The 18,678-nt window shown below is 56.6% G+C and carries 22 protein-coding genes; 14 read left to right on the forward strand and 8 right to left on the reverse strand.

The window, feature by feature from the left end; translation table 11 throughout:
• Positions 1-29: 29 nt before the first annotated feature.
• Positions 30-857, reverse strand: a complete 828-nt coding sequence (locus tag GQS_RS09940; RefSeq protein WP_014013558.1) for a hypothetical protein — start codon at positions 855-857, stop codon at positions 30-32.
• A gap of 62 nt (positions 858-919) precedes the next feature.
• Here GQS_RS09940 and GQS_RS09945 point away from each other — a divergent pair, with 62 nt between their 5' ends.
• Both GQS_RS09945 and mobB read left to right on the forward strand, forming a co-directional pair.
• Positions 920-1,135, forward strand: a complete 216-nt coding sequence (locus GQS_RS09945) for an LSm family protein (RefSeq protein ID WP_014013559.1) — start codon at positions 920-922, stop codon at positions 1,133-1,135.
• Between the two features lie 9 nt (positions 1,136-1,144).
• Positions 1,145-1,879, forward strand: a complete 735-nt coding sequence (gene mobB, locus GQS_RS09950) for a molybdopterin-guanine dinucleotide biosynthesis protein B (RefSeq protein ID WP_014013560.1) — start codon at positions 1,145-1,147, stop codon at positions 1,877-1,879.
• A 2-nt stretch (positions 1,880-1,881) separates the two neighbouring features.
• Here the strand turns inward: mobB and GQS_RS09955 are convergent, their stop codons facing one another.
• Complete coding sequence (locus GQS_RS09955) at positions 1,882-2,280, reverse strand: M67 family metallopeptidase (RefSeq protein WP_048056582.1); 399 nt, start codon at positions 2,278-2,280, stop codon at positions 1,882-1,884.
• 64 nt (positions 2,281-2,344) lie between these two features.
• On the opposite strand from GQS_RS09955, the gene GQS_RS11020 reads away from it, so the two are divergent.
• Complete coding sequence (locus GQS_RS11020; protein ID WP_014013562.1) at positions 2,345-2,494, forward strand: hypothetical protein; 150 nt, start codon at positions 2,345-2,347, stop codon at positions 2,492-2,494.
• A gap of 193 nt (positions 2,495-2,687) precedes the next feature.
• Positions 2,688-2,837, forward strand: coding sequence for a hypothetical protein (locus GQS_RS11025; protein ID WP_014013563.1), 150 nt, complete (start codon positions 2,688-2,690; stop codon positions 2,835-2,837).
• A gap of 37 nt (positions 2,838-2,874) precedes the next feature.
• On the opposite strand, the gene GQS_RS09960 is transcribed toward GQS_RS11025, so the two are convergent.
• The 5 genes from GQS_RS09960 to GQS_RS09980 all read right to left on the reverse strand — a co-directional run bounded on the left by GQS_RS09960 (position 2,875) and on the right by GQS_RS09980 (position 7,895).
• On the reverse strand, positions 2,875-3,336 hold the full coding sequence (locus tag GQS_RS09960) for a hypothetical protein (protein ID WP_014013564.1): 462 nt from the start codon (positions 3,334-3,336) through the stop codon (positions 2,875-2,877).
• Between the two features lie 75 nt (positions 3,337-3,411).
• The gene (locus GQS_RS09965; protein WP_014013565.1) at positions 3,412-5,799 is read right to left on the reverse strand and encodes a CDC48 family AAA ATPase; all 2,388 of its coding nucleotides are present in this window, start codon (positions 5,797-5,799) and stop codon (positions 3,412-3,414) included.
• Between the two features lie 79 nt (positions 5,800-5,878).
• Positions 5,879-6,364 carry an Hsp20/alpha crystallin family protein gene (locus GQS_RS09970; protein WP_014013566.1) on the reverse strand — a complete coding sequence of 162 codons (486 nt, stop codon included), beginning with the start codon at positions 6,362-6,364 and terminating at the stop codon, positions 5,879-5,881.
• A gap of 111 nt (positions 6,365-6,475) precedes the next feature.
• Entirely contained in the window at positions 6,476-6,760 is a 285-nt protein-coding gene (locus GQS_RS10920) for a hypothetical protein (RefSeq protein WP_048056583.1), read from the reverse strand.
• 256 nt (positions 6,761-7,016) lie between these two features.
• Positions 7,017-7,895, reverse strand: coding sequence for an MBL fold metallo-hydrolase (locus GQS_RS09980; protein ID WP_014013568.1), 879 nt, complete (start codon positions 7,893-7,895; stop codon positions 7,017-7,019).
• Positions 7,896-8,155: 260 nt separating this feature from the next.
• Here GQS_RS09980 and GQS_RS09985 point away from each other — a divergent pair, with 260 nt between their 5' ends.
• The 9 genes from GQS_RS09985 (at position 8,156) to rpl18a (ending at position 17,487) form a co-directional block, all read left to right on the forward strand.
• Positions 8,156-9,844 (forward strand): methylmalonyl-CoA mutase, encoded by a 1,689-nt coding sequence (locus GQS_RS09985; RefSeq protein ID WP_014013569.1) that lies wholly within the window; start codon positions 8,156-8,158, stop codon positions 9,842-9,844.
• A 130-nt stretch (positions 9,845-9,974) separates the two neighbouring features.
• Positions 9,975-10,907, forward strand: a complete 933-nt coding sequence (locus GQS_RS09990) for an ABC transporter ATP-binding protein (RefSeq protein ID WP_014013570.1) — start codon at positions 9,975-9,977, stop codon at positions 10,905-10,907.
• Positions 10,904-11,692 carry an ABC transporter permease gene (locus GQS_RS09995; protein ID WP_014013571.1) on the forward strand — a complete coding sequence of 263 codons (789 nt, stop codon included), beginning with the start codon at positions 10,904-10,906 and terminating at the stop codon, positions 11,690-11,692. The genes GQS_RS09990 and GQS_RS09995 overlap by 4 nt, the downstream gene beginning before the upstream one ends.
• Before the next feature lie 4 nt (positions 11,693-11,696).
• Positions 11,697-13,841, forward strand: a complete 2,145-nt coding sequence (locus GQS_RS10000) for a hypothetical protein (protein WP_148236390.1) — start codon at positions 11,697-11,699, stop codon at positions 13,839-13,841.
• A gap of 213 nt (positions 13,842-14,054) precedes the next feature.
• Positions 14,055-15,995 carry a CGP-CTERM sorting domain-containing protein gene (locus GQS_RS10005; RefSeq protein ID WP_014013573.1) on the forward strand — a complete coding sequence of 647 codons (1,941 nt, stop codon included), beginning with the start codon at positions 14,055-14,057 and terminating at the stop codon, positions 15,993-15,995.
• A gap of 94 nt (positions 15,996-16,089) precedes the next feature.
• Positions 16,090-16,245 carry a 50S ribosomal protein L39e gene (locus GQS_RS10010; RefSeq protein ID WP_014013574.1) on the forward strand — a complete coding sequence of 52 codons (156 nt, stop codon included), beginning with the start codon at positions 16,090-16,092 and terminating at the stop codon, positions 16,243-16,245.
• A gap of 10 nt (positions 16,246-16,255) precedes the next feature.
• Positions 16,256-16,525: a 50S ribosomal protein L31e gene (locus tag GQS_RS10015; RefSeq protein WP_014013575.1), complete on the forward strand. Its 270-nt coding sequence runs from the start codon at positions 16,256-16,258 to the stop codon at positions 16,523-16,525.
• A gap of 27 nt (positions 16,526-16,552) precedes the next feature.
• Positions 16,553-17,239 (forward strand): translation initiation factor IF-6, encoded by a 687-nt coding sequence (locus tag GQS_RS10020; RefSeq protein WP_014013576.1) that lies wholly within the window; start codon positions 16,553-16,555, stop codon positions 17,237-17,239.
• Between the two features lie 17 nt (positions 17,240-17,256).
• Positions 17,257-17,487: a 50S ribosomal protein L18Ae gene (gene rpl18a, locus GQS_RS10025; protein WP_014013577.1), complete on the forward strand. Its 231-nt coding sequence runs from the start codon at positions 17,257-17,259 to the stop codon at positions 17,485-17,487.
• 68 nt (positions 17,488-17,555) lie between these two features.
• Here the strand turns inward: rpl18a and GQS_RS10030 are convergent, their stop codons facing one another.
• Positions 17,556-18,161 (reverse strand): asparagine synthase-related protein, encoded by a 606-nt coding sequence (locus GQS_RS10030; RefSeq protein WP_014013578.1) that lies wholly within the window; start codon positions 18,159-18,161, stop codon positions 17,556-17,558.
• Positions 18,162-18,260: 99 nt separating this feature from the next.
• Between GQS_RS10030 and GQS_RS10035 the strand changes: the two genes are divergently transcribed.
• The gene (locus tag GQS_RS10035; protein ID WP_014013579.1) at positions 18,261-18,677 is read left to right on the forward strand and encodes a YhbY family RNA-binding protein; all 417 of its coding nucleotides are present in this window, start codon (positions 18,261-18,263) and stop codon (positions 18,675-18,677) included.
• The last annotated feature ends 1 nt before the right edge of the window (position 18,678 follow it).

Below are 18,678 nucleotides of genomic sequence, written 5' to 3' on the forward strand. Positions count from 1 at the left end.
AAAAATAGAACATAGAAAGCGGAAGTTTATTAGACTAGGTCCTTGAGCTTCTTGACCTTTCCGGCTTTTATCTCGATGTAACCGGCCCTCTTGAGGAAGCGGAGGACCTCCTCGACGGCCCTTGGGGAGTAGTTGATGACGAGGGTTCCCTTCTCGGTGGGTATCGAGATGGGGGAGGCCCTCATGAACGCCTTGACCAGGTCTTCCTCAGGAACCTTCTCGTTGCCGAGGGACTTGAGTATCTCCCCCGAGAGAATCGAGCGGCCTATAAGCGCGAAGTAAACCCTCAGAAGGTAGTCCTCGGGGAAGTAGCGCGACGCTATCTTTCCGAGGGTGTTTATCTTGGCTATGTCCAGCTCGAGTATCTCGAACTCGTACTCCATGGTGAGGTCGGTGAAGGCGAACTGCTTGGCTATCCTCTCGGCGCTCTCGGGGCTGTGAACGAGGTTGAAGGGGAACTTGAACTCGAAGCGGAGCTTCGTGACGTCAACGCCCTCCCTCAGCTTGATGACGCCGTCGCTGTAGTCTATGGCGCCGTTCCTCGTGAGCTGGTCGAGGAGCTCAGCCACCCACGGCCCCTCCTGGAGGAGGGTCTCGAACCTCTCGCCGACCTTGATGTGCTCCAGTATGTGGTTGAGGCTCTCCTTGAACGAAACGAAGCCCTCCCTGAGGGCCTCCCTGTCGGCCCCCTCTATGACGTCTATCTGCGCGCTTATCTCCTCGAGGGTTCCCTCGAGCAGGTATCCCACGAACGCCTCGTATCCGAGTCTCTCATGAAGCTCGAACTTGATGCCTTCCCGTCTCAGGTCTTCCAAAAACGATTTCTTTACGGATTCACTCTTCGTGACGAACCTCATTCTATCACCGAACCGGAAACGGTTAAAAGCCTTATAGGTTTTTGGTTTCTGGAGGTGAGCGCATGGGCGAGAAGCAGTACCTGCTCGACAAGACCCTTGAGACATGGAAGGGGAAGAGGGTTGCCCTAGCTGTTAGCAACGAGCACTCCTTCACCGGAATCCTGGATGACTTCGATGAGGAGGTCATACTCCTGAGGGACGTGGTGGACATAGCCGGAAACAAGGCCAAGGCCCTCGTGGTGAAGATAGACGACCTCAACTGGATAATGCTCCTGTGAGGGATCGGAATGCGGGGTATCGCCTTCGTTGGCTTCAAGAAGAGCGGGAAAACGACGACGGTTGAGGCCGTCGCGAGGGTCCTCAAGGAGAGAGGTTATCGTGTTGCCATAGCCAAGAGCATGCACGCCGACTTCGACAGGGAAGGGAGCGATACGTGGCGCTTCTCAAAGGTCGCCGATGCCGTCCTTGTCAGGGCGAACGATACAGATGCCCTCCTCTTCAACGCCAAGGACATCAACGCACTGTTCTCGATGGTTTCCGCCGACTTCCTACTGCTCGAGGGATTCAAATCGGTTCAGCACGTCCCCAAGGTGATATGCGCGAGGAACGAGGAGGACGTGAGGGAGCTCAACGACGGTCTCGCAATAGCGGTGAGCGGCGTTATAGCCTCTGCCGGCGTGGAGGAGGTTGAGGGCCTTCCTGTCATAGACTCCACCGAGGAGCCGGAGAGGCTCGCTGATTTGGTGGAGACGAGGGCATTCATGCTCCCCAACATAGACTGCGGCCTCTGCGGCTTTGAGTGCGCCGAGATGGCGAGGATGATAGTGAGGGGCGAGAAGACGACCAAGGACTGTGTGGTTCTCAGTCAGAAGCCGAAGGTGACCGTTAGAATAGACGGCCAGGTACTGCCGATGAAAGACTGGGTGCAGGAACTGGTTGAGAAGACCATCAAGGGAATGCTCTCGGCGATGAAGGGCTACCGGGAGGGGAGAAGGATAGAGATCGTGATTAGGGACGATTGAAATCAGACGGCCTCAACCCCTACCTCCCGAATTCTGTCCCCTTCCAGCACAAAGGCCCCGTAGTTTCCCTTCTCGTCGACTATCAGCCAGACGACCGGCCAGAGCCTCATACCCTTCAAGTCCCTCCCGCTCGGCCTCGGCGGGCACTTCAGGTGGGAGTGGAAGATTCCGACAACCTCAAGGCCCCGTTCCTCGGCCCGGTCTATGGCCTCGACCATCTCGATGGGCTCCATCTCGAAGGCGGTGGGCGAGTTCAGCCTGTTGGGGATGAAGCGGACTTCCTCGACTTCAATCCGCTCCCAGTTCCTGCGGCCGAAGAGCATGCCACATATTTCAATCCGCGAATTTTCCGCCGCTTTGATAATCCGCTTTAAATCTTCCCGGCGAATAACCATCATCATGTCAATAAATTTCCCGTTAACCTTATAAGTTTTGGAGCGCCGAGAGGTCTTTGCCGGTGATAGGATGAAATGGGCCCTTACACTCCACGGTGGGGAAAACCACGGCGAAACCATGATCCTCCACGCCGACAGCGCCGATGAAGCCAGGAGGATGGCGATAAGGGAAATGAAGCGGAAGGACGCAAGGGTCTTCGAGCTGGAGAAGATCGAGTGATTCTTCTTCCCCAAATTATTCTTTCCGGCACTCCCTGCGGCGGGGCGACACTTGTGGCTATCGCGACGATGATGCACGCCAATGTATATTTTGGTCCGGACTGTTATGTGCTTTGATGTCGAAATCTGTGCGACAATGTTTTTAAATCCTTCCAATTTTTCTATCACCCACAGTGATATACCGGGGTGATGGCATGCTCGTGAGAATCGTCTACTACATGAACAACACCCTCCCCAAGGAGAGGATAGTCGTCACCAACGACATGAAGAAGGCTGAAAGGATAGCGCGGGAAGAGATGGAAAAGCTTCGAGCGAGGGGCTATGAGCTCGAGTGGGTGGCCTGAGCTACCCCCTCCCGATATTGGGCGGACCGACCGTCTGCTAAAGCCCGTAGATTATCAGAATTAGCCCCATCCACGTTGCCACGAAGTACGCGGTTATCGTGGCGAAGTGGAGCGGTATGGCAACCAGGAGCATGAGTCCGCCAGTCTTCAGCATCTCCGCTCCGGTGTCGTCGGACATCCTGGAAATGGCGCGATAGAGGAAGTAGAGGCTCAGAAACTGCAGGGCCAGAAAGGCCGCATGGACCGTGTTTATCACCGCGGGGCTCGCTTCCATTGGGGTTATCCCGAGAGTTTTGCTCCATCCGGAGATTCCGAGGGTTATCTTCGCCCCGTAGAGGGGAAGTGAAGCGATGAAAACGATGAGCGACCTTTTGATGGCCTCCCCGTACTCCGGAAGCTCTCCCATGAGGAGCCAGAGGCCTACGACGGCCAGCGGATAGATGTACATCATCAGAATCAGCGTGAGTGCGAAAAGAACCTCAAGCCTTCTAACGTTCATGGAACCACCGTAGAAGAGTCGGCCTCAAAAGTTAAAAGGTTGGGGCGTCAGCCCCTCCTGCGCGGACGCTGGGCATCAACCGCGCGACTGCTTGAACTGCTCCTGAATCTTCCTGTAGTACTCCATGGTCTCCTCGCCCACGCTCGGGCCTATCTTCTCCATGGCCTCCTCGAAGTCCTTCATCGTTACCTTGACCCTCTGCCTTATCTCGTCGGCCTTCATGCCGGGCCTTATGATGCCATCCTGCAGTGCACGGCGCATGGCCAGCATCGCGGCCTCCCTGACCACCGCCTCGATGTCGGCTCCGGTGTAGCCTTCCGTCCTCTTCGCCAGCTCTTCGAGCCTGACGTCCTCCGCGAGCGGCACGTTCCTGGTGTGCACCTTGAATATCTCCAGTCTGGCCTTCTCGTCGGGTGCTGGAACGAGTATGAGCCTGTCGAACCTTCCTGGCCTGAGCAGGGCGGGGTCTATGATGTCCGGCCTGTTGGTTGCCGCTATGACGACCACTCCGCTGTTCTCCTGGATTCCGTCCATCTCGGTGAGCAGCTGGTTGATGAGCCTGTCGGTTACGTGGTTCACGTCGGTTCCCCTGCGCGGGGCGATGGCGTCGATCTCGTCTATGAATATCACCGTCGGAGCCGCCTGCCTGGCCTTCCTGAATATCTCCCTGATGTTCTTCTCGCTCTCGCCCACCCACTTGCTCAGCACCTCTGGACCCTTGATGGCGATGAAGTTGGCCTCACTCTCGTTCGCTACCGCCTTTGCGAGGAGGGTCTTACCGGTTCCGGGCGGACCGTAGAGGAGTATTCCCTTCGGCGGGGTGATTCCGAGCCCCATGAAGGCCTCAGGATACTTGAGCGGCCACTCGACGGCCTCACGGAGTTCCTCCTTCACGTTCTCAAGGCCGCCTATGTCCTCCCAGTGGACGTTCGGAACCTCCAGGAGTACCTCTCTCAGCGCTGACGGCTCGACCATCTTGAGGGCCTCGTAGAAGTCCCTTCTGGTGACCTTGAGCTCCTCGAGGACTTCCTTGGGTATGTGCTCTGCCTCGAAGTCTATCTTGCCCTCCTTGATGAGCCTCCTCAGGGCTGCCATAGCTGCCTCCCTGGCGAGGGCGGCCAAGTCGGCACCGACGAATCCGTGGGTGACCTCGGCCAGCTCCTCCAGCAGGCCATCGATGAGCCTACCCTTAACTTCGTCGTAGAGCTTCTCGTCTATGCTTCTGAGTATCTCCGGAATCTCCTCGTCCTTCGCGTTCTTGACCTTCATCAGGGCCCTCTCGGCGCTCTCGCGGTAGGCGTCGTTCCTCTCCAGCTCCTCGAGTATCTCGATGACCCTGCCCCTCCTGAACTCGGGCTCGATGGGCATTCCCCTGGTGTGTATCTGGAGTATCTCCTTCCTGCCCTGCTTATCCGGAACACCGACCTCGAGCTCGCGGTCGAACCTTCCTGGCCTCCTGAGGGCCGGGTCTATGGCGTCTGGCCGGTTGGTGGCGGCAATAACTATGACCTTTCCGCGGCTCTTGAGACCGTCCATGAGCGTGAGCAGCTGGCTGACGACACGCTTCTCGACCTCGCCGTGAGTCTCCTCCCTCTTCGGAGCGATGGCGTCGATCTCGTCTATGAAGATTATCGCCGGCGCGTTCTCTTCAGCTTCTTTGAAGACCTCTCTAAGGCGCTCCTCGCTCTCGCCGTAGTACTTGCTCATTATCTCGGGGCCGTTGATGGCTATGAAGTGCGCGTTGGCTTCGTTGGCTACTGCCTTGGCCAGGAGGGTTTTACCGGTTCCAGGCGGACCGTAGAGCAGGACACCCTTGGGCGGCTCGATGCCGAGCTTCTCGAATATCTCCGGGTGCTTGAGCGGAAGCTCAATCATCTCCCTGACCTTCTGGATGACGTCCTTGAGGCCACCTATGTCCTCGTAGGTGACGCCGAGCGCAGCGGTCTTGCTGACCTCCTTAACGGGCTTCTCGCTGACCGTGAACTCGGTGAACTCGGTTATCTGGACTATTCCAGCCGGAGTCGTCGCGGTGACAACGAAGGTCAGCTCCTGGCCGAGGATGCCGACCTTGATGTAGTCTCCTCTAACAACGGGCCTTCCGACGAGCCTGCTGTGGAACCATTCAACGAAGTCGTGGCCGAAGCGAATCGGCTCGGTCGGGGCCACGATGACCTTCTTTGCCTCCTTAACCTCGGCCTTTCTCACCGTAACCTCGTCACCGAGGCCGACGCCGGCGTTCTTCCTTATGGTTCCGTCCATTCTGATGATGCCCAGACCCTCGTCCTCAGGATAAGCGGGCCAGACGACGGCGGCGGTGTTCTTGGTTCCGATTATCTCGATGATGTCGCCGCTCTGAACGCCAATCTCGCGCATTGACTTGCGGTCTATTCTAACTATTCCCCTCCCAACGTCCCTCTGGTAAGCAGAGGCGACCTTGAGCTTAACTTCCCTCTTTTCGGTCATCTTTCACCACCTCCAAACTTTTCATGACCGATGATCGTGAGTTGTCTGATTTTACCCAAAACGGGAAAATTGAAAGGCCTTATTCTATCTTCACCTCGAAGCCCTCGCCCTCTTCCTTCCTGGGGGCCTTCTTGGGTATCTCTATCTCGAGGACGCCGTTGTTGTAGCGGGCCTTGGTCTTCTCCGGGATGACCTCCTCGGGGAGCCTGATGACCCTCCTGTAACCGCTGTAGTAGCGCTCGACCCTTATCGCGCCCTCGGTCTCAAGCTCCTTCTCGCGCTTCACCTGGGCCTCGAGGTAGACGGTGTCCTCGGTAACGCGGAGCTTGATGTCCTCCTTCCTGACGCCGGGGAGCTCGACGGTTATGACGAACCTGTCGCCGCGGTCGAAGATGTCCACGAAGGGCTCGCGCCAGGTCTCGCCCACGAACTCGTAGCGCTCCGGTTCTCTGGCGCTCCAGAGCCTCGGTCCGCGCATGACGTCCCTGAAGATGGCGTCGATCTCCTCCTGAATCTCCCTCATCAGGTCGAAGGGGTCCCAGTAGCGGTCCCTCCTCCAGACCATGCTCTCACCCCCTCAACCTTTTGGTTACCAGTAGTAACTAAAAGCTCAAGGTTTATAAAGTTTTTCGTCTTTTAATGTGCATCGGTGACTAAAATCGGAGAATGGGAAAGATCAAAGGTTGCTCAGCATGCGGACAAGCGGGTAGTACACATCATCAAAGCTCTCGTTTCCCCGGAGGGGGTACACGAACGTCACTTCCTTTCCTTCAATCCTGATCTCCACTTCCCTGGACTCGTTCACCAAGACCAGCTCCGTAACCTCGAGCATATCGCTGACTATCTGACCCCTCCCGAGAAGAGAACCCCTGCTGATGCCTTTATTCAATATATCCTCAAGCCTGGGCCTTAACCCGGTAATCCACTTTGGGCGAAATCTTCGTCTGGTTACAGCCTCCACGGATTCACCCCCTAAGAGTAAATGAGAGAAGAAGGAAAGAGGCGCTTGGCTACCACCTCTTTTGGCTTATTGGCACGACCGACCTATTTCAGGGCGGACTCGGGGCACTGCCGCGTGCTGCTATCACCCACTCACCGTGGGTTTCATTAAAACCCTACGACTTTGAAAAATATTAGCTTTTCGGCCGTCTTTTTGAAAGATTCGTCTGTTTATGTACATTTCAATGGAAAAGTTTGAGTTTTTGCCCTCGTCGGAATCAGGTTTTTGTCATCATGCCCACCGGCTCCAGGGTGGAATTCTGAGACACGGGCCGGGCATCGTAGCCGAGTCCCCGGAGGATCCTTGCGAACTCCTCGGCGAAGCCGTAAACCGTGAAAACCATCTCTGGGTTTACCCTCTCCACGATCCTCATCAGCTCCCAGAAGTCGGCGTGGTTGCTGAGTTTGAGGGTTCCAAAACCGGAAACCGTAAGCTCCCAGGGGGAGAGGGAGTTCTCAACCCTGGGCGAGCGGTAGGAACGCAGGACGACCTCGCCATCGGCCGAGATGTTGCCGAAGGAGAGGCCGAACTTCGAATAAACGCGCGCCACCTTGACCATCTCCCTCGATGCTTTGACGGTGTAGCCGTGAAGATCGAGTATCTTCATGACCTCCTGGGCTTTCCCCATCTGGTTGACGTAGAGAACCGGTCTCTTGCCCCTCTCAAGGGCTTCCTCGACGAAGGCGATCAGCTTCTTCTCGGCCTCCCTCGGTGTGGGAAACGTGAAGTGCGGAACGCCGAAGGTGGCCTCGATGACCAGGAAGTCCGCCCTCGGGAAGCGGCTCTTCTCGGCTGTTCTGAGCTTGAACCACTTGGTGTCGCCGGTGTAGAACAGAGTCCCGTTTTCGAGCCACAGCTTTATCCCGGCCGAGCCGAGCATGTGTCCGGCTGGATAGAGCTTCGCCTTGAAATCGCCGAGGTAGAAGGTCTTTCCGAACTCGATTTCCCTGTAGAAGCCGCCCTTTCGGAGGTGGCTGAGGAACTTGGTCGCCCTGGTGGAGTAGATAACCTCGCCGCTCACAAAGTGGTCGGTGTGGGCGTGGCTCTGGAATGCAAAGCGGGCCGAGCTGTCGAGGCCGACTTTTCCTATTATCATTATTTGAACATAAGCCCCCGAAACCCTTTTTAGCTTCGTTTCGATATCCCTCTTGGTATTCAGATGCCTATTTACATTCTCAAGAGTGAGAAGCCCACCAAGTTCTTCGGCAGGATGAACGTTGTGTATCATCTCAACCGAAGGTTCTCATAAGCCGCGACTTCCCCGAGTGATGGATAATTTATCCGATGTCAAACACAACCTTTAGTTATGTAAAAGCTTTTTATAGACCGGCGCCCAAATAGGGGCAGGTGGTAGGCATGACTTTCGATAAGGAGAAGCTCGCGAAGATTAGGGAGGAGGAAAAGCGCTGGGACGAAACGACCGTTAAAAAGTTCATCGAGAAGAGGCCCGAGAGAAAGGAGAAGTTCATGACCGACGACGGTTTTGAAATAAAGCGCACATACACCCCCGCCGACCTCGGCGAGGAATGGGACTACCTCGAGAAGCTCGGCTTCCCGGGCGAGTACCCGTTCACCCGCGGTGTCTATGCGACCATGTACCGCGGCAGGTTCTGGACGATGAGGCAGTACGCCGGTTTCGGAACCGCTGAGGAGAGCAACAGGCGCTACAAGTACCTCCTCGAGCAGGGGCAGACCGGCCTGAGCGTCGCCTTCGACCTGCCGACCCAGATAGGCTACGACTCCGACCACCCGATGAGCGAGGGCGAGGTCGGAAAGGTCGGTGTCGCAATCGACTCCCTCTGGGACATGCGCGTCCTCTTCGACGGAATCCCGCTCGACAAGGTCTCAACCTCGATGACCATCAACTCGACGGCGGCTAACCTCCTCGCCATGTACATCCTCGTTGCCGAGGAGCAGGGCGTTGCCCAGAACCAGCTCCGCGGAACGGTCCAGAACGACATTCTGAAGGAGTACATAGCCAGGGGAACCTACATCTTCCCGCCGCAGCCGAGCATGAGGCTGACCACTGACATCATCATGTACTGCGCCGAGAACGTCCCCAAGTGGAACCCGATTTCGATAAGCGGCTACCACATCCGCGAGGCCGGTGCCAACGCCGTCCAGGAGGTTGCGTTCACTTTGGCGGACGGTATCGAGTACGTTAAGGCCGTCATAGACAGGGGCATGGACGTTGACAAGTTCGCCGGAAGGCTGAGCTTCTTCTTCAACGCCCACAACAACTTCCTCGAGGAGATTGCGAAATTTAGAGCAGCGAGGAGGCTCTGGGCCTACATAATGAAGGAGTGGTTCAACGCCAAGAACCCGCGCTCAATGCTCCTGCGCTTCCACACCCAGACGGCCGGTTCAACGCTCACCGCCCAGCAGCCGGAGAACAACATAGTCCGCGTTGCGATTCAGGCCCTCGCGGCGGTCCTCGGTGGGACCCAGAGCCTGCACACCAACTCCTACGATGAGGCCCTCTCCCTCCCGACCGAGAAGAGCGTCAGGATAGCCCTCAGGACCCAGCAGATAATCGCCTACGAGAGCGGCGTCGTTGACACGATAGACCCGCTTGGAGGCAGCTACTACATCGAGTGGCTCACCGACCACATCTACGAAGAGGCCCTCAAGTACATCGAGAAGATTCAGAAGATGGGCGGCATGATGAGGGCCATCGAGAGGGGCTACATCCAGAAGGAGATAGCGGAGAGCGCCTACAAGTACCAGAGGGAAGTTGAGGAGAAGAAGCGCATCATCGTCGGCGTCAACGAGTTCATCGTCGACGAGCCGCTCGACGTCGAGATACTCAAGGTCGACCCGAGCATCAGGGAGAAGCAGATCGAGAGGCTCAAGAAGCTCCGCTCCGAGAGGGAGGGCAAGAAGGTCGAGGAGGCCCTCGATAAGCTCAGGAATGCGGCAGAAACCGAGGACGAGAACCTCATGCCCTACATCATCGAGGCCCACCGCCATCTGGCCACCCTCGGAGAGGTCACCGACGTCCTCCGCGAGGTCTGGGGCGAGTACAGGGCCCCGCTGATATTCTGATGCCTTTCCCTTTTTTTTTGTTTGTGTGCAGCCGCTCTCCTTTGGGTGGCGGTAAGGGTCTTTATGGGAATGCTTTTAAGACGTTTAGATTACAGTATTAACGAACAAAACGTGATTAGGGTGTCCCTTCATGGAGCTCATCAGGACTGAAAATCTCACCAAGTTCTTCGGAAAGCGCAACATAGTGTACAACCTCGATTTAAAGGTTCCCAAGGGCGTTGTTTACGGCTTTCTCGGGCCGAACGGGGCCGGTAAAACGACCACTATCAAAATGCTCACGGGGGCGCTGAGGCCCACCTACGGCGAGATTGAGATTTTCGGTATGAACATGCCGAGGGAAAGAGTGGAGATAATGAAGAGGGTTGGCTACATGCCGGAATCGCCGATAGCCTATGAGAACATGACCATCTTTGAGTTCCTGACATATATGGGCCGCCTCTCCGGCATGAAGAAGGACGAGGCAAGGGAGAGGGCGAAGGGACTGATGGCCTACGTCGGTGTGGGGAGGATAGCGCTCAACAGGATGAAGGAGCTTTCGAGCGGGCAGAAGCAGAGGGTCATGTTCGCAATGGCTCTCATGCCGGACCCGGAACTTCTGATTCTGGATGAGCCCACGGCAAACCTCGACCCCCTCGGCAGGATAGAGTTCATCGGCAGGATAGTGGAGCTCTCCAAGAAGGGCAAGACGATTTTCGTGAGCTCCCACATAGTCAGCGAGATAGAGAAGATGTGCAACTACGTGGGAATAATCAACCAGGGCCGGATGATAGCCCAGGGGAAGATAAGCGACCTAACGCAGATAGAGGAAAACGAGTACGATGTGGTGACCTCCGATAACGACAGGGCGATGGAGTTTCTGCGCGAGAAGCCCTACATCCGGGAGGCGTGGGAGGAGGACAACGTCATCAGGGTCATCGTGGAGCCGAAGTTCCGCGACGAGTTCTTCCTGGCGTTCCCGAAGTACCTCAGCTCGAACGGGATAAGGCTCAAACTCTTCAAGCCCCACACGAGCCCCCTCGAAAGAATCCTCATGGAGAAGTTCAGCCTGGAGGTGGAAGGGTGATAGGCGTCCTCTACTCAAGCGAGGTCTCGAGGATACTTAGGGCGAGGCGGTTCAAGGTCATGCTCGCTGCCATGCTCCTGCCCGTGGTGGTCTACTTCTTCACCCACGAGGAGATAACGGAGTATGGAGCAAAGGCCCTTGAGCGGTCCTTCCAGATAGTCACCTCCGAGTTCATGGTGAACTTCTGGCTCGGCGTTATCGGCCAGCTCGTGGCCATAATCCTCATGAGCGACCTCCTCGCGAGCGAGATAGACAGGGGCACCATAAGGCTTCTCCTGACGAAGCCCATACGGAAGAGCGAGATAGTCTTTGGGAAGTTTTTGGCCGGAATGACCGGCATAGCTGTCCTCTTCGGAGTCCCCTATCTCATCCTTCAGATATACGGGGTTCTGCTCTACAAGGCGGGCCTTGAAGGCTTTAGGGCGACTTTCGATGAGGCACTCTACGCCCTCGGCGTCACGCTCCTGCTCCTCGGGGCGCTGGGTGCGCTGGCGGTGCTCCTTTCGGTGGTCGTCTCACGTCCCCTCTACGCTTCACTCTCTGCCTTCGCCCTCGTCTTCGTTGCGCAGTTCATACTGCCCCAGCTGCCGTTCTTTGACAACCCGGAGCGCTTCACTCTCAACTACCAGGTGGGGGTGCTCCTCAAGAGCCACTTCACGCTTCACGCCGGCCTCGACGCCTACAAGGGCGAGCCCAGAATGACGGCGCTGTTCTTCATAGGGAGCATAATCGCGGCCCTGCTCCTCACGCTGCTCGGCATGTACCGCAAGGAGTACCCTGACTGAGGTGATGGCGATGAGAAAGGTGCTGATTCCTCTAATCCTCCTCATCCTTGCCGGGAACGTTCTCGCGTATCCGGTCGAGATTGGACTCGACGAGGTTCTGCTCGTTGATGATAACGTGGTCACCTTCGATCCCTCCCCCTCCGGAAGCCTGATATACCTGCGCGTTGAAGGCCCCAGCGGGTCTAACTCAAGCGTGCTCGGCTTTGGGGGGAGCCTCTTTTTTAATGGGGTTAACTACACCGTCGGGCGCTTCGACCCGACCACCCGGAAGCTTGTTCTCCACCTGAGCGGGAACTATTCGAGGCTGGAGATAGTCAAGAAAAAGGACTTCTCCGTTAATGTGGTTGAGGCCTTTGACACCTACACAAGGCTTAACCTACGGTGGGACGGCTACTACGGCATAAACGACACGCTGAAGGTGTATTCAAATGGCCTCCTCGTGAAGGAGCTCCCCGTGAGTTTTGAACGGGGGGACGAGGTGAGCTTTAAGGTTAAAACCCCTCCTTCCGGCATTTTGGTGCTGTCCCTTGGGGGGCTGAGCAGGGACGTGGTGCTGGAGGGGACGGAGAAGCAGGTGGAGATAACCTCCCTAAAACGCGATGAGGAACTGCACGTCACGCTCCTCAACCGTGGGGATGCGGTTAACGCAACGGTCGCGCTCACGGCCGGAGGGCTCACCCTGGAGAGGAAGGAGGTTCACCTCGAGAGGGGCGAGCAAAAGGAGTTAACCTTTGAGAGGAATCCCCTCCAGGGGACGGTGGTCGTTGATTACGGTGCCGTTACCCAGGAGAGCTTCTACTTCCGGCCTCCGGATATCTCGGTCGTCTCTTACTCCCTCGACGGGGAGAGGCTGAGAATAAGGCTCAAAAACGATGGCGGCCACTTCCACGGAAAGGTCAGCGTTATGAGCAATTCCGTTGTCGTCGGCTCACCCCTCTACCTCGACCTCAGCCTCCGCGAGGGCGAGGAGAAGGAGGTGGCCTTCAACCTGACCGAGGATGTGGATTACGCCACCGTCGTTATCTCCTCGGCCGATTTCACGACAAGCGTGCCCCTCATGCTCGAAAGGGGCCTCAGCGTGCGGTTCGTCAACGACTACGCGAGAACGTACCTCGGCGGGTCAGCGGTTTATAACCTCGTGGTTACGGGGAACGGAAGGGTGGAGTTAGCTGTTGCCGGACTGCCGGATTCGGTTAGGTACGCTTTCTATTACGGCCAGAACGAGGTCAGGACCCTCAACGTCGAGGGGAGCGTCCAGCTGACCCTCGTCGTCTCGCTCCCGAGCTTCCCCTCGGGCTTTCGGGTGGAGGCGCCGTTGAGGTTCAACGCCACAGTAAACGGTGAGGACTATCCGCTCACGCTGGAGGTCAGCGGTGCCGGCAGGCTCCCGGTTTACGGGGACAACTGGCTCGCCAAGAGCAACTTCACGTCGGAGGTTCACCACCTCGGGCTTCCCTACCACGTGGTCTGGCGCGACGTGACGCCCCCTTACATCTTCGAGAACATCACCGGGGAAAAGATAGCCTTCCTCTACGGCCGCTACGTCCGCCAGGGGGAGGATTTGAAGCTCCACGTCCTCAGCCCCTACGGCGAGATACTCCACACCTCCTCTTCCCCGGAGGGGAGGTCTGACTTCGTGATCTTCAACGAGAGCGAGTTCATGCTCATGGTGGAAGGAAAGGGCTTCTTTGACTCGGTCCTGCTCGTTGCGCGCTACATGGAGAAACCGGAGAACGTCACGCTTGAGCTGGAGAGGAAACCTTTCGGCGAGGGGCTGGAGGTTATAATAATCAACGCCACCCCCCTCCGCGGGAAGAAGCTGACAATTAAGGCCAGCGGCAAAAACCTGGAGCTAAAAGCCTACCACTTCACGCTCAACAGCGAGAGGGAGGACTTCGACCCCCTCGGAACCGGGAAAGCTGTCTTTACTGTGAAGGGGAACAATGTCTCGGGAACCATGGCCGTCAGGAGCGACGAGGACTTCGTGGCGGTAGTCGTCAGGGGCGATGGGCGCGTTGGTCTCTCCTTTGAGGTCGGCGGAACGGGTGTAAGCGCCTCCGAAGTCACGACGCGCTGGCCCTACCTGGCCGTTCTGGGGCTGGGGCTTCTGCTCGTGCTGGCCGTCTTCCTTGAAAGGCGGCTCGGGTGAGTGTTTCTCATTTTTCTTTGCCTTCATCATGTTCCGCGGGCAACCGTTGGAGCCAATCTTACAGAAAAAAGTTAGCCAGAAGGCGCCGAGGATGCTGGTGGAAATACAAGTACAGAGCTACAGAGCCCCTCTGATATTCTGACGCAGCTTATCGTTTTCTTATTCCTTTCCAAAACGTTTTTAATTCTGTGCCGTAGTTAAATTGGTGATGACATGAGAACCTCCCGCTTCCTTGTTATTCTGCTCCTCATCGGTGCCGTTCTCCCCCAGCAGGTTATTGCCGAACCTGCACCAGGATATCGGTTTCCGGCCCATCCGGTCATGATGCACCTCAGCGTCGCCAGCAACGGGGGTCTGGCCCTGATTGCAATTACCGTATCTGAGTACGGAAAACCAGTTGAGCACATGTGTCCGATAGACTCTCCAGACACTTACATTGGGTGTCGTGAGCTCTCCGGAAGGAAATATCTCCTCTTCGAAGTCGGTGACGGAGTGAAGTACGTTAACCTCACGGACTCGCTGGCGGGGTTCAACTTCACAGCCCTTTCAGCTGCTCCCGTCGGGAGGAAGTGGTTCCTTGTCGGTGCCCGCCACATTTCCCCCTGCGAGTTCGACGTCTGCACCAACGTAAGCTATACCGTCATGGAGTACCTCCCGGAGGAGGAACGGATTGGGAGGCCCGTTCGCCTTTCTCAAATTGACTCGGACGTTCTCTTCAACCTGCCTGATGCCATGGCTGTGAGCGGAACCATCTCCAACGGCTCATTGGTCTTCTCCTTCCCCTACGCCAACGAAACTTACTCCGTTCCGGTTGAGGCCTTTGAGGAGTACCTCCACCTCCTGAATTTCAGCGACTCCAGCGGCCTGAACGCGGAGAGCCTGCTGAAGCTCTTCCGGGCGGTTCCATTCCGGGGAGGGCTTATCCTATACCTCCCAAGCTATGGAATTGAGGCATACACTCCAGAGCCATACTCCCTCAGAGAATACCTCCTCATTGGGAATAGGTCCAGCGTTTACTTCCCCTACATGTGGGTTGGACATTCCGGTTTCGTCTGTTCCCCCAATAACGCCAGCGCGACTCCATTGACAGGACGGCTTTTCCCGCCTCTGTTGTACTACCGCAACGGGAGGCTGAGCCCCCTCTTCAACCTTTCGGTTGAAGTCCCTCCCAGTGCTTTCGGCAATGCCAGCGAAACGCTCACATGCCCCAATCCGGTTCTGAAGCTTCCAAACGGAACCCTCGCCCGGGTTGGGGGAAACTCCTTCGTTCCCGAGCTGGAACTTTCCCCCGGTGAGGGCAGGGTCTACATCTCCATCGTCCGCACCGTACCCCATTACTCCCCCGAAAACTCCACCTTTGTGGACTTCTGTGTCAACCGGGAGAAAATCCTTCACGCCGAGTTTAGCGATTCCTCAGTGCAGTTTCTTAGGATGCCTTTTCCGGGGCTGTTTATGAACGTTAACGGCTCGTGGGTGTACGGGAGGCTGAGCGATAGAGGATTTAGAAACTTCTGCGTCTATTACTGGGGACCGGCTTTCAACGAAACCTTCGTCTACGACCCCGCTGGGAGGACTCTTCGCCCCATTGAAGAGAGCACTGTGGAGTACGGTTCCTCCAATGAGTTCCATGCGTGGAAGGCCAACCAAAGCGCCGTTAGTTTCATAACGCCATCCTTCGACATCTCCAGAATCCCCCTTGAAAACCTCTCCCGGTGTGTTCCCTCTTCGAGAGCTGCATCAATGCTCCGGGGGGTTAAAGTGGGGGAGGGAATACTCTTTTATTACCCCTTCTACGTTACGGGAATCGCGCTCGAGGGGCGCGGCTGGGCAACCGTCTGGGGAGACTACTCCTCAAACGCCCGTACCACATTCGACGGTACCTGCCTGGCATTCTACTACTCAGACGGCAGAATAACCTCCGCTCTGAAGGCTGAAACTGCCGTTGTAGCGGTGCCAGTCGGGAACTGGAGCGTTAAACTCGTCATTCCGTATATTGATACGGGCAACGCCCTCAACGTCTCCCCGGAGCCCCCTGAGGAAAACACGCCCGCCCAGACCCTACCGGCTGAAGAGGGTTCGGGCGTTTGCGGTCCGGCCGCGATAATCGGGTTCTCGGTAATCCCTCTCCTCCTGAGGAAAAAACGCCGGGGATAGCTCCGGGTGGAAAACCTTAAAACCCCACGAAAAAGCTTAAAAAAGAATACCCAAAGCATCAACAGGCATCATGATAATCCCGGGAGGTGTAGTTATGGCGAGAAACAAGCCGCTTGCGAAGAAGCTCAGACTTGCCAAGGCCGCCAAGCAGAACAGGCGCATTCCGGTCTGGGTCATCGTCAAGACCAACAGGAAGGTCATGACCCACCCGAAGAGAAGGATGTGGAGGAGAACCAAGCTCAAGGAGTGAGGTGATTTAGATGATCAAGCCCGGAGAGGAAGTCATATTCGTCGTTCCCATCAAGAAGATAAAGAAGCGCGTTCCGCGCTGGAAGAGGGCCCCGAGGGCCGCCAAGTTCGTCCGCGAGTGGATAGCCAGGCACGCCAAGGCCGACGAGGTCGTCATCGGCACCGACGTCAACGAGAAGCTCTGGGAGCGCGGAGCGGAGAAGCCGCCCAACAAGCTCCGCGTCAAGGTCGTCGTTGAAGAGGAAGAGGGCAAGAGGATTGCCAAGGTCTCCCTTGCCTGATTACTTTTAATTTAACGAGGTGACGAGATGCACATAGAAAGGCTCGATTTTGAGAACTCTCCATACCTGGGCGTTTACGGCACCGCCACCGACAGGTTAGCCCTTATCAGGGAGGGCCTCGGCGAGAAGAAGCTCGAGGTTCTCAGGGAGGTTCTCAAGGTTCCGCTCATTGAAACGAGCATAATGAAGTCGCGCATAGTGGGTATATTCGCGGCCGGGAACTCCAACGCGATAGTCGTCCCCTGGTACGTCTGGGACGCCGAGCTGGAGAAGATAAACGGCCAGCTCAGAGAGCACGGGATTGACACCGAGATAGTCCCGTTCCAGAGCACCCTCACGGCCTTCGGCAACCTCATCCTTGCCAACGACAGGGCGGCACTGGTGAGTGCAAAGTTCAGCCGCGAGGAGACCAAGAGGCTCGAGGATGTACTCGGCGTCGAGGTCGAGAGGGGCATGATAGGCGACTTCCACGCCGTGGGAAGCGTTGGAGTGGTCACCAACAGGGGCGGACTCGTTCACCCCGAGGCAACCGACGAGGAGCTCGAGTGGCTCCGCGACCTGTTCAAGGTTGATATCTACGTTGGAACCGCCAACATGGGCGTTCCCTTCGTTGGTTCCTGCATGCTGGCGAACTCTCACGGTGTTGTCGTCGGGCACCTGACCACCGGACCCGAGATAGTGAAGATTGAAGAAGCCTTGGGCTTCCTTGACTGATGATGGAGGTGTGAGCTATGGAGGTTAAGGTCTTCCGCGTTAAGGGCGTTTTCGAGAGGAACGGAAAGAGGGAGAGGTTCACCAGGGAATACCGCGGCCTCAAGGCCGAGGACGTCGTTGAGATACTCTACTCTGAGGTCGGCAGCAAGCACCGCGTTCCGAGGAACAAGATATGGATCGAGAGCGTCGAGGAGATAAAGCCCGAAGAGGCCGAGAACCCTATAGTCAGAAAGCTCAGCGGGCTCTGATTTCCTTTTCTATTCTCCTTCGAACCGGATGAGGGTCTGCCCGTTGTGCATCCCAAAAAAGTGTGGATTTAAATCCCTTTCTCCCTCCAGCCGAGAACCCTCGACTGGTAGTGCCTCTTCGGGAATATCTCCAGGGGGTTGATTCCCCTCTCACGGAGCAGGTGCCTCAGCTCGACCTCGTAGTCGGCCTTCTCCAGCTCCTCGCTCTCCCTGATTTCAACGACGAAGAGCTTCTCCGTCAGCTCCCTTATCGTCTTGTAGCCGAGGCCGAGTAGTGGTCGTATGTAAGCGACGTTGAAGCGGTCCTCCAGGGAGCGGGCCTTCGGCAGGTCGAGGAAAGGAACCCTGTCGTCCCTCCTCGTTCCGTCGCTCACGCGCTCGACTTCGGGCATTGAAGCCACAGCCTCTAGGGCCCTCTCGTGAATGAACTGAATAGCGTTGTTAGGGTGGCCGTCTTTGATCGCCATGTCCGCGGCTTTCTCCAGAATCTCCCCTGGCAGATAGACGACCTGGTGCTCGAAGCCCAGCCTTTCTGCGGTCTCTTTAGCGAAGTTCCAGTTGTCGAGCAGGCCGAAGCTGACGGTTACCAGTCTCACATCGTAGCCGAGTCTGGTTAGAATCCACGCGCTCAGGCTTGAGTCCTTTCCGCCGGAGTAGAGATGATGGACGAGCATAGCCTCACCCCGTTTCATCGATGATTGTTGCCAACACCTTTAAAAGGCCAACCTTTATAAGGCCTTCAGCAAACCGCGAGAGGCTTAGAGGTGAGAGAGATGGAGAAACGCTTACCTGGAAAAGTGAGACGCGCCGTGCGGGCGAGATACTACGATATCCCTCCACGTGCGTGGATAGGCAAGAGAGGGCTTGATGAGGGTGTCATCGAGGAGATAAACACACAGCTTGAGAAGGACGGCATCCTCAAGGTCGAGATAAGGAAGGGTGCCCTTATCAACACCGGACTCGACAGGCAGGCCCTGGCCAGAAAGGTCGCGGAAATGACTGACAGCGAACTCATCGACGTGCGCGGCAAAAGGTTTATATTGTTCAAACCGAGGGAAGGTTGGGAAAAGTATTTAAGGAAGCTCCAGAGAAAGGAGCTTTCGAAGGAAAAGCGGGAGGAGAAGCCCGTTAAGAAAGTCAAGCTCGATATCGCTCAATTCAGGAGGAAATTCAAGAAGGGGAGGGATTGAA

The organism is Thermococcus sp. 4557 (genome assembly GCF_000221185.1).
Taxonomy (GTDB): Archaea; Methanobacteriota_B; Thermococci; order Thermococcales; family Thermococcaceae; genus Thermococcus.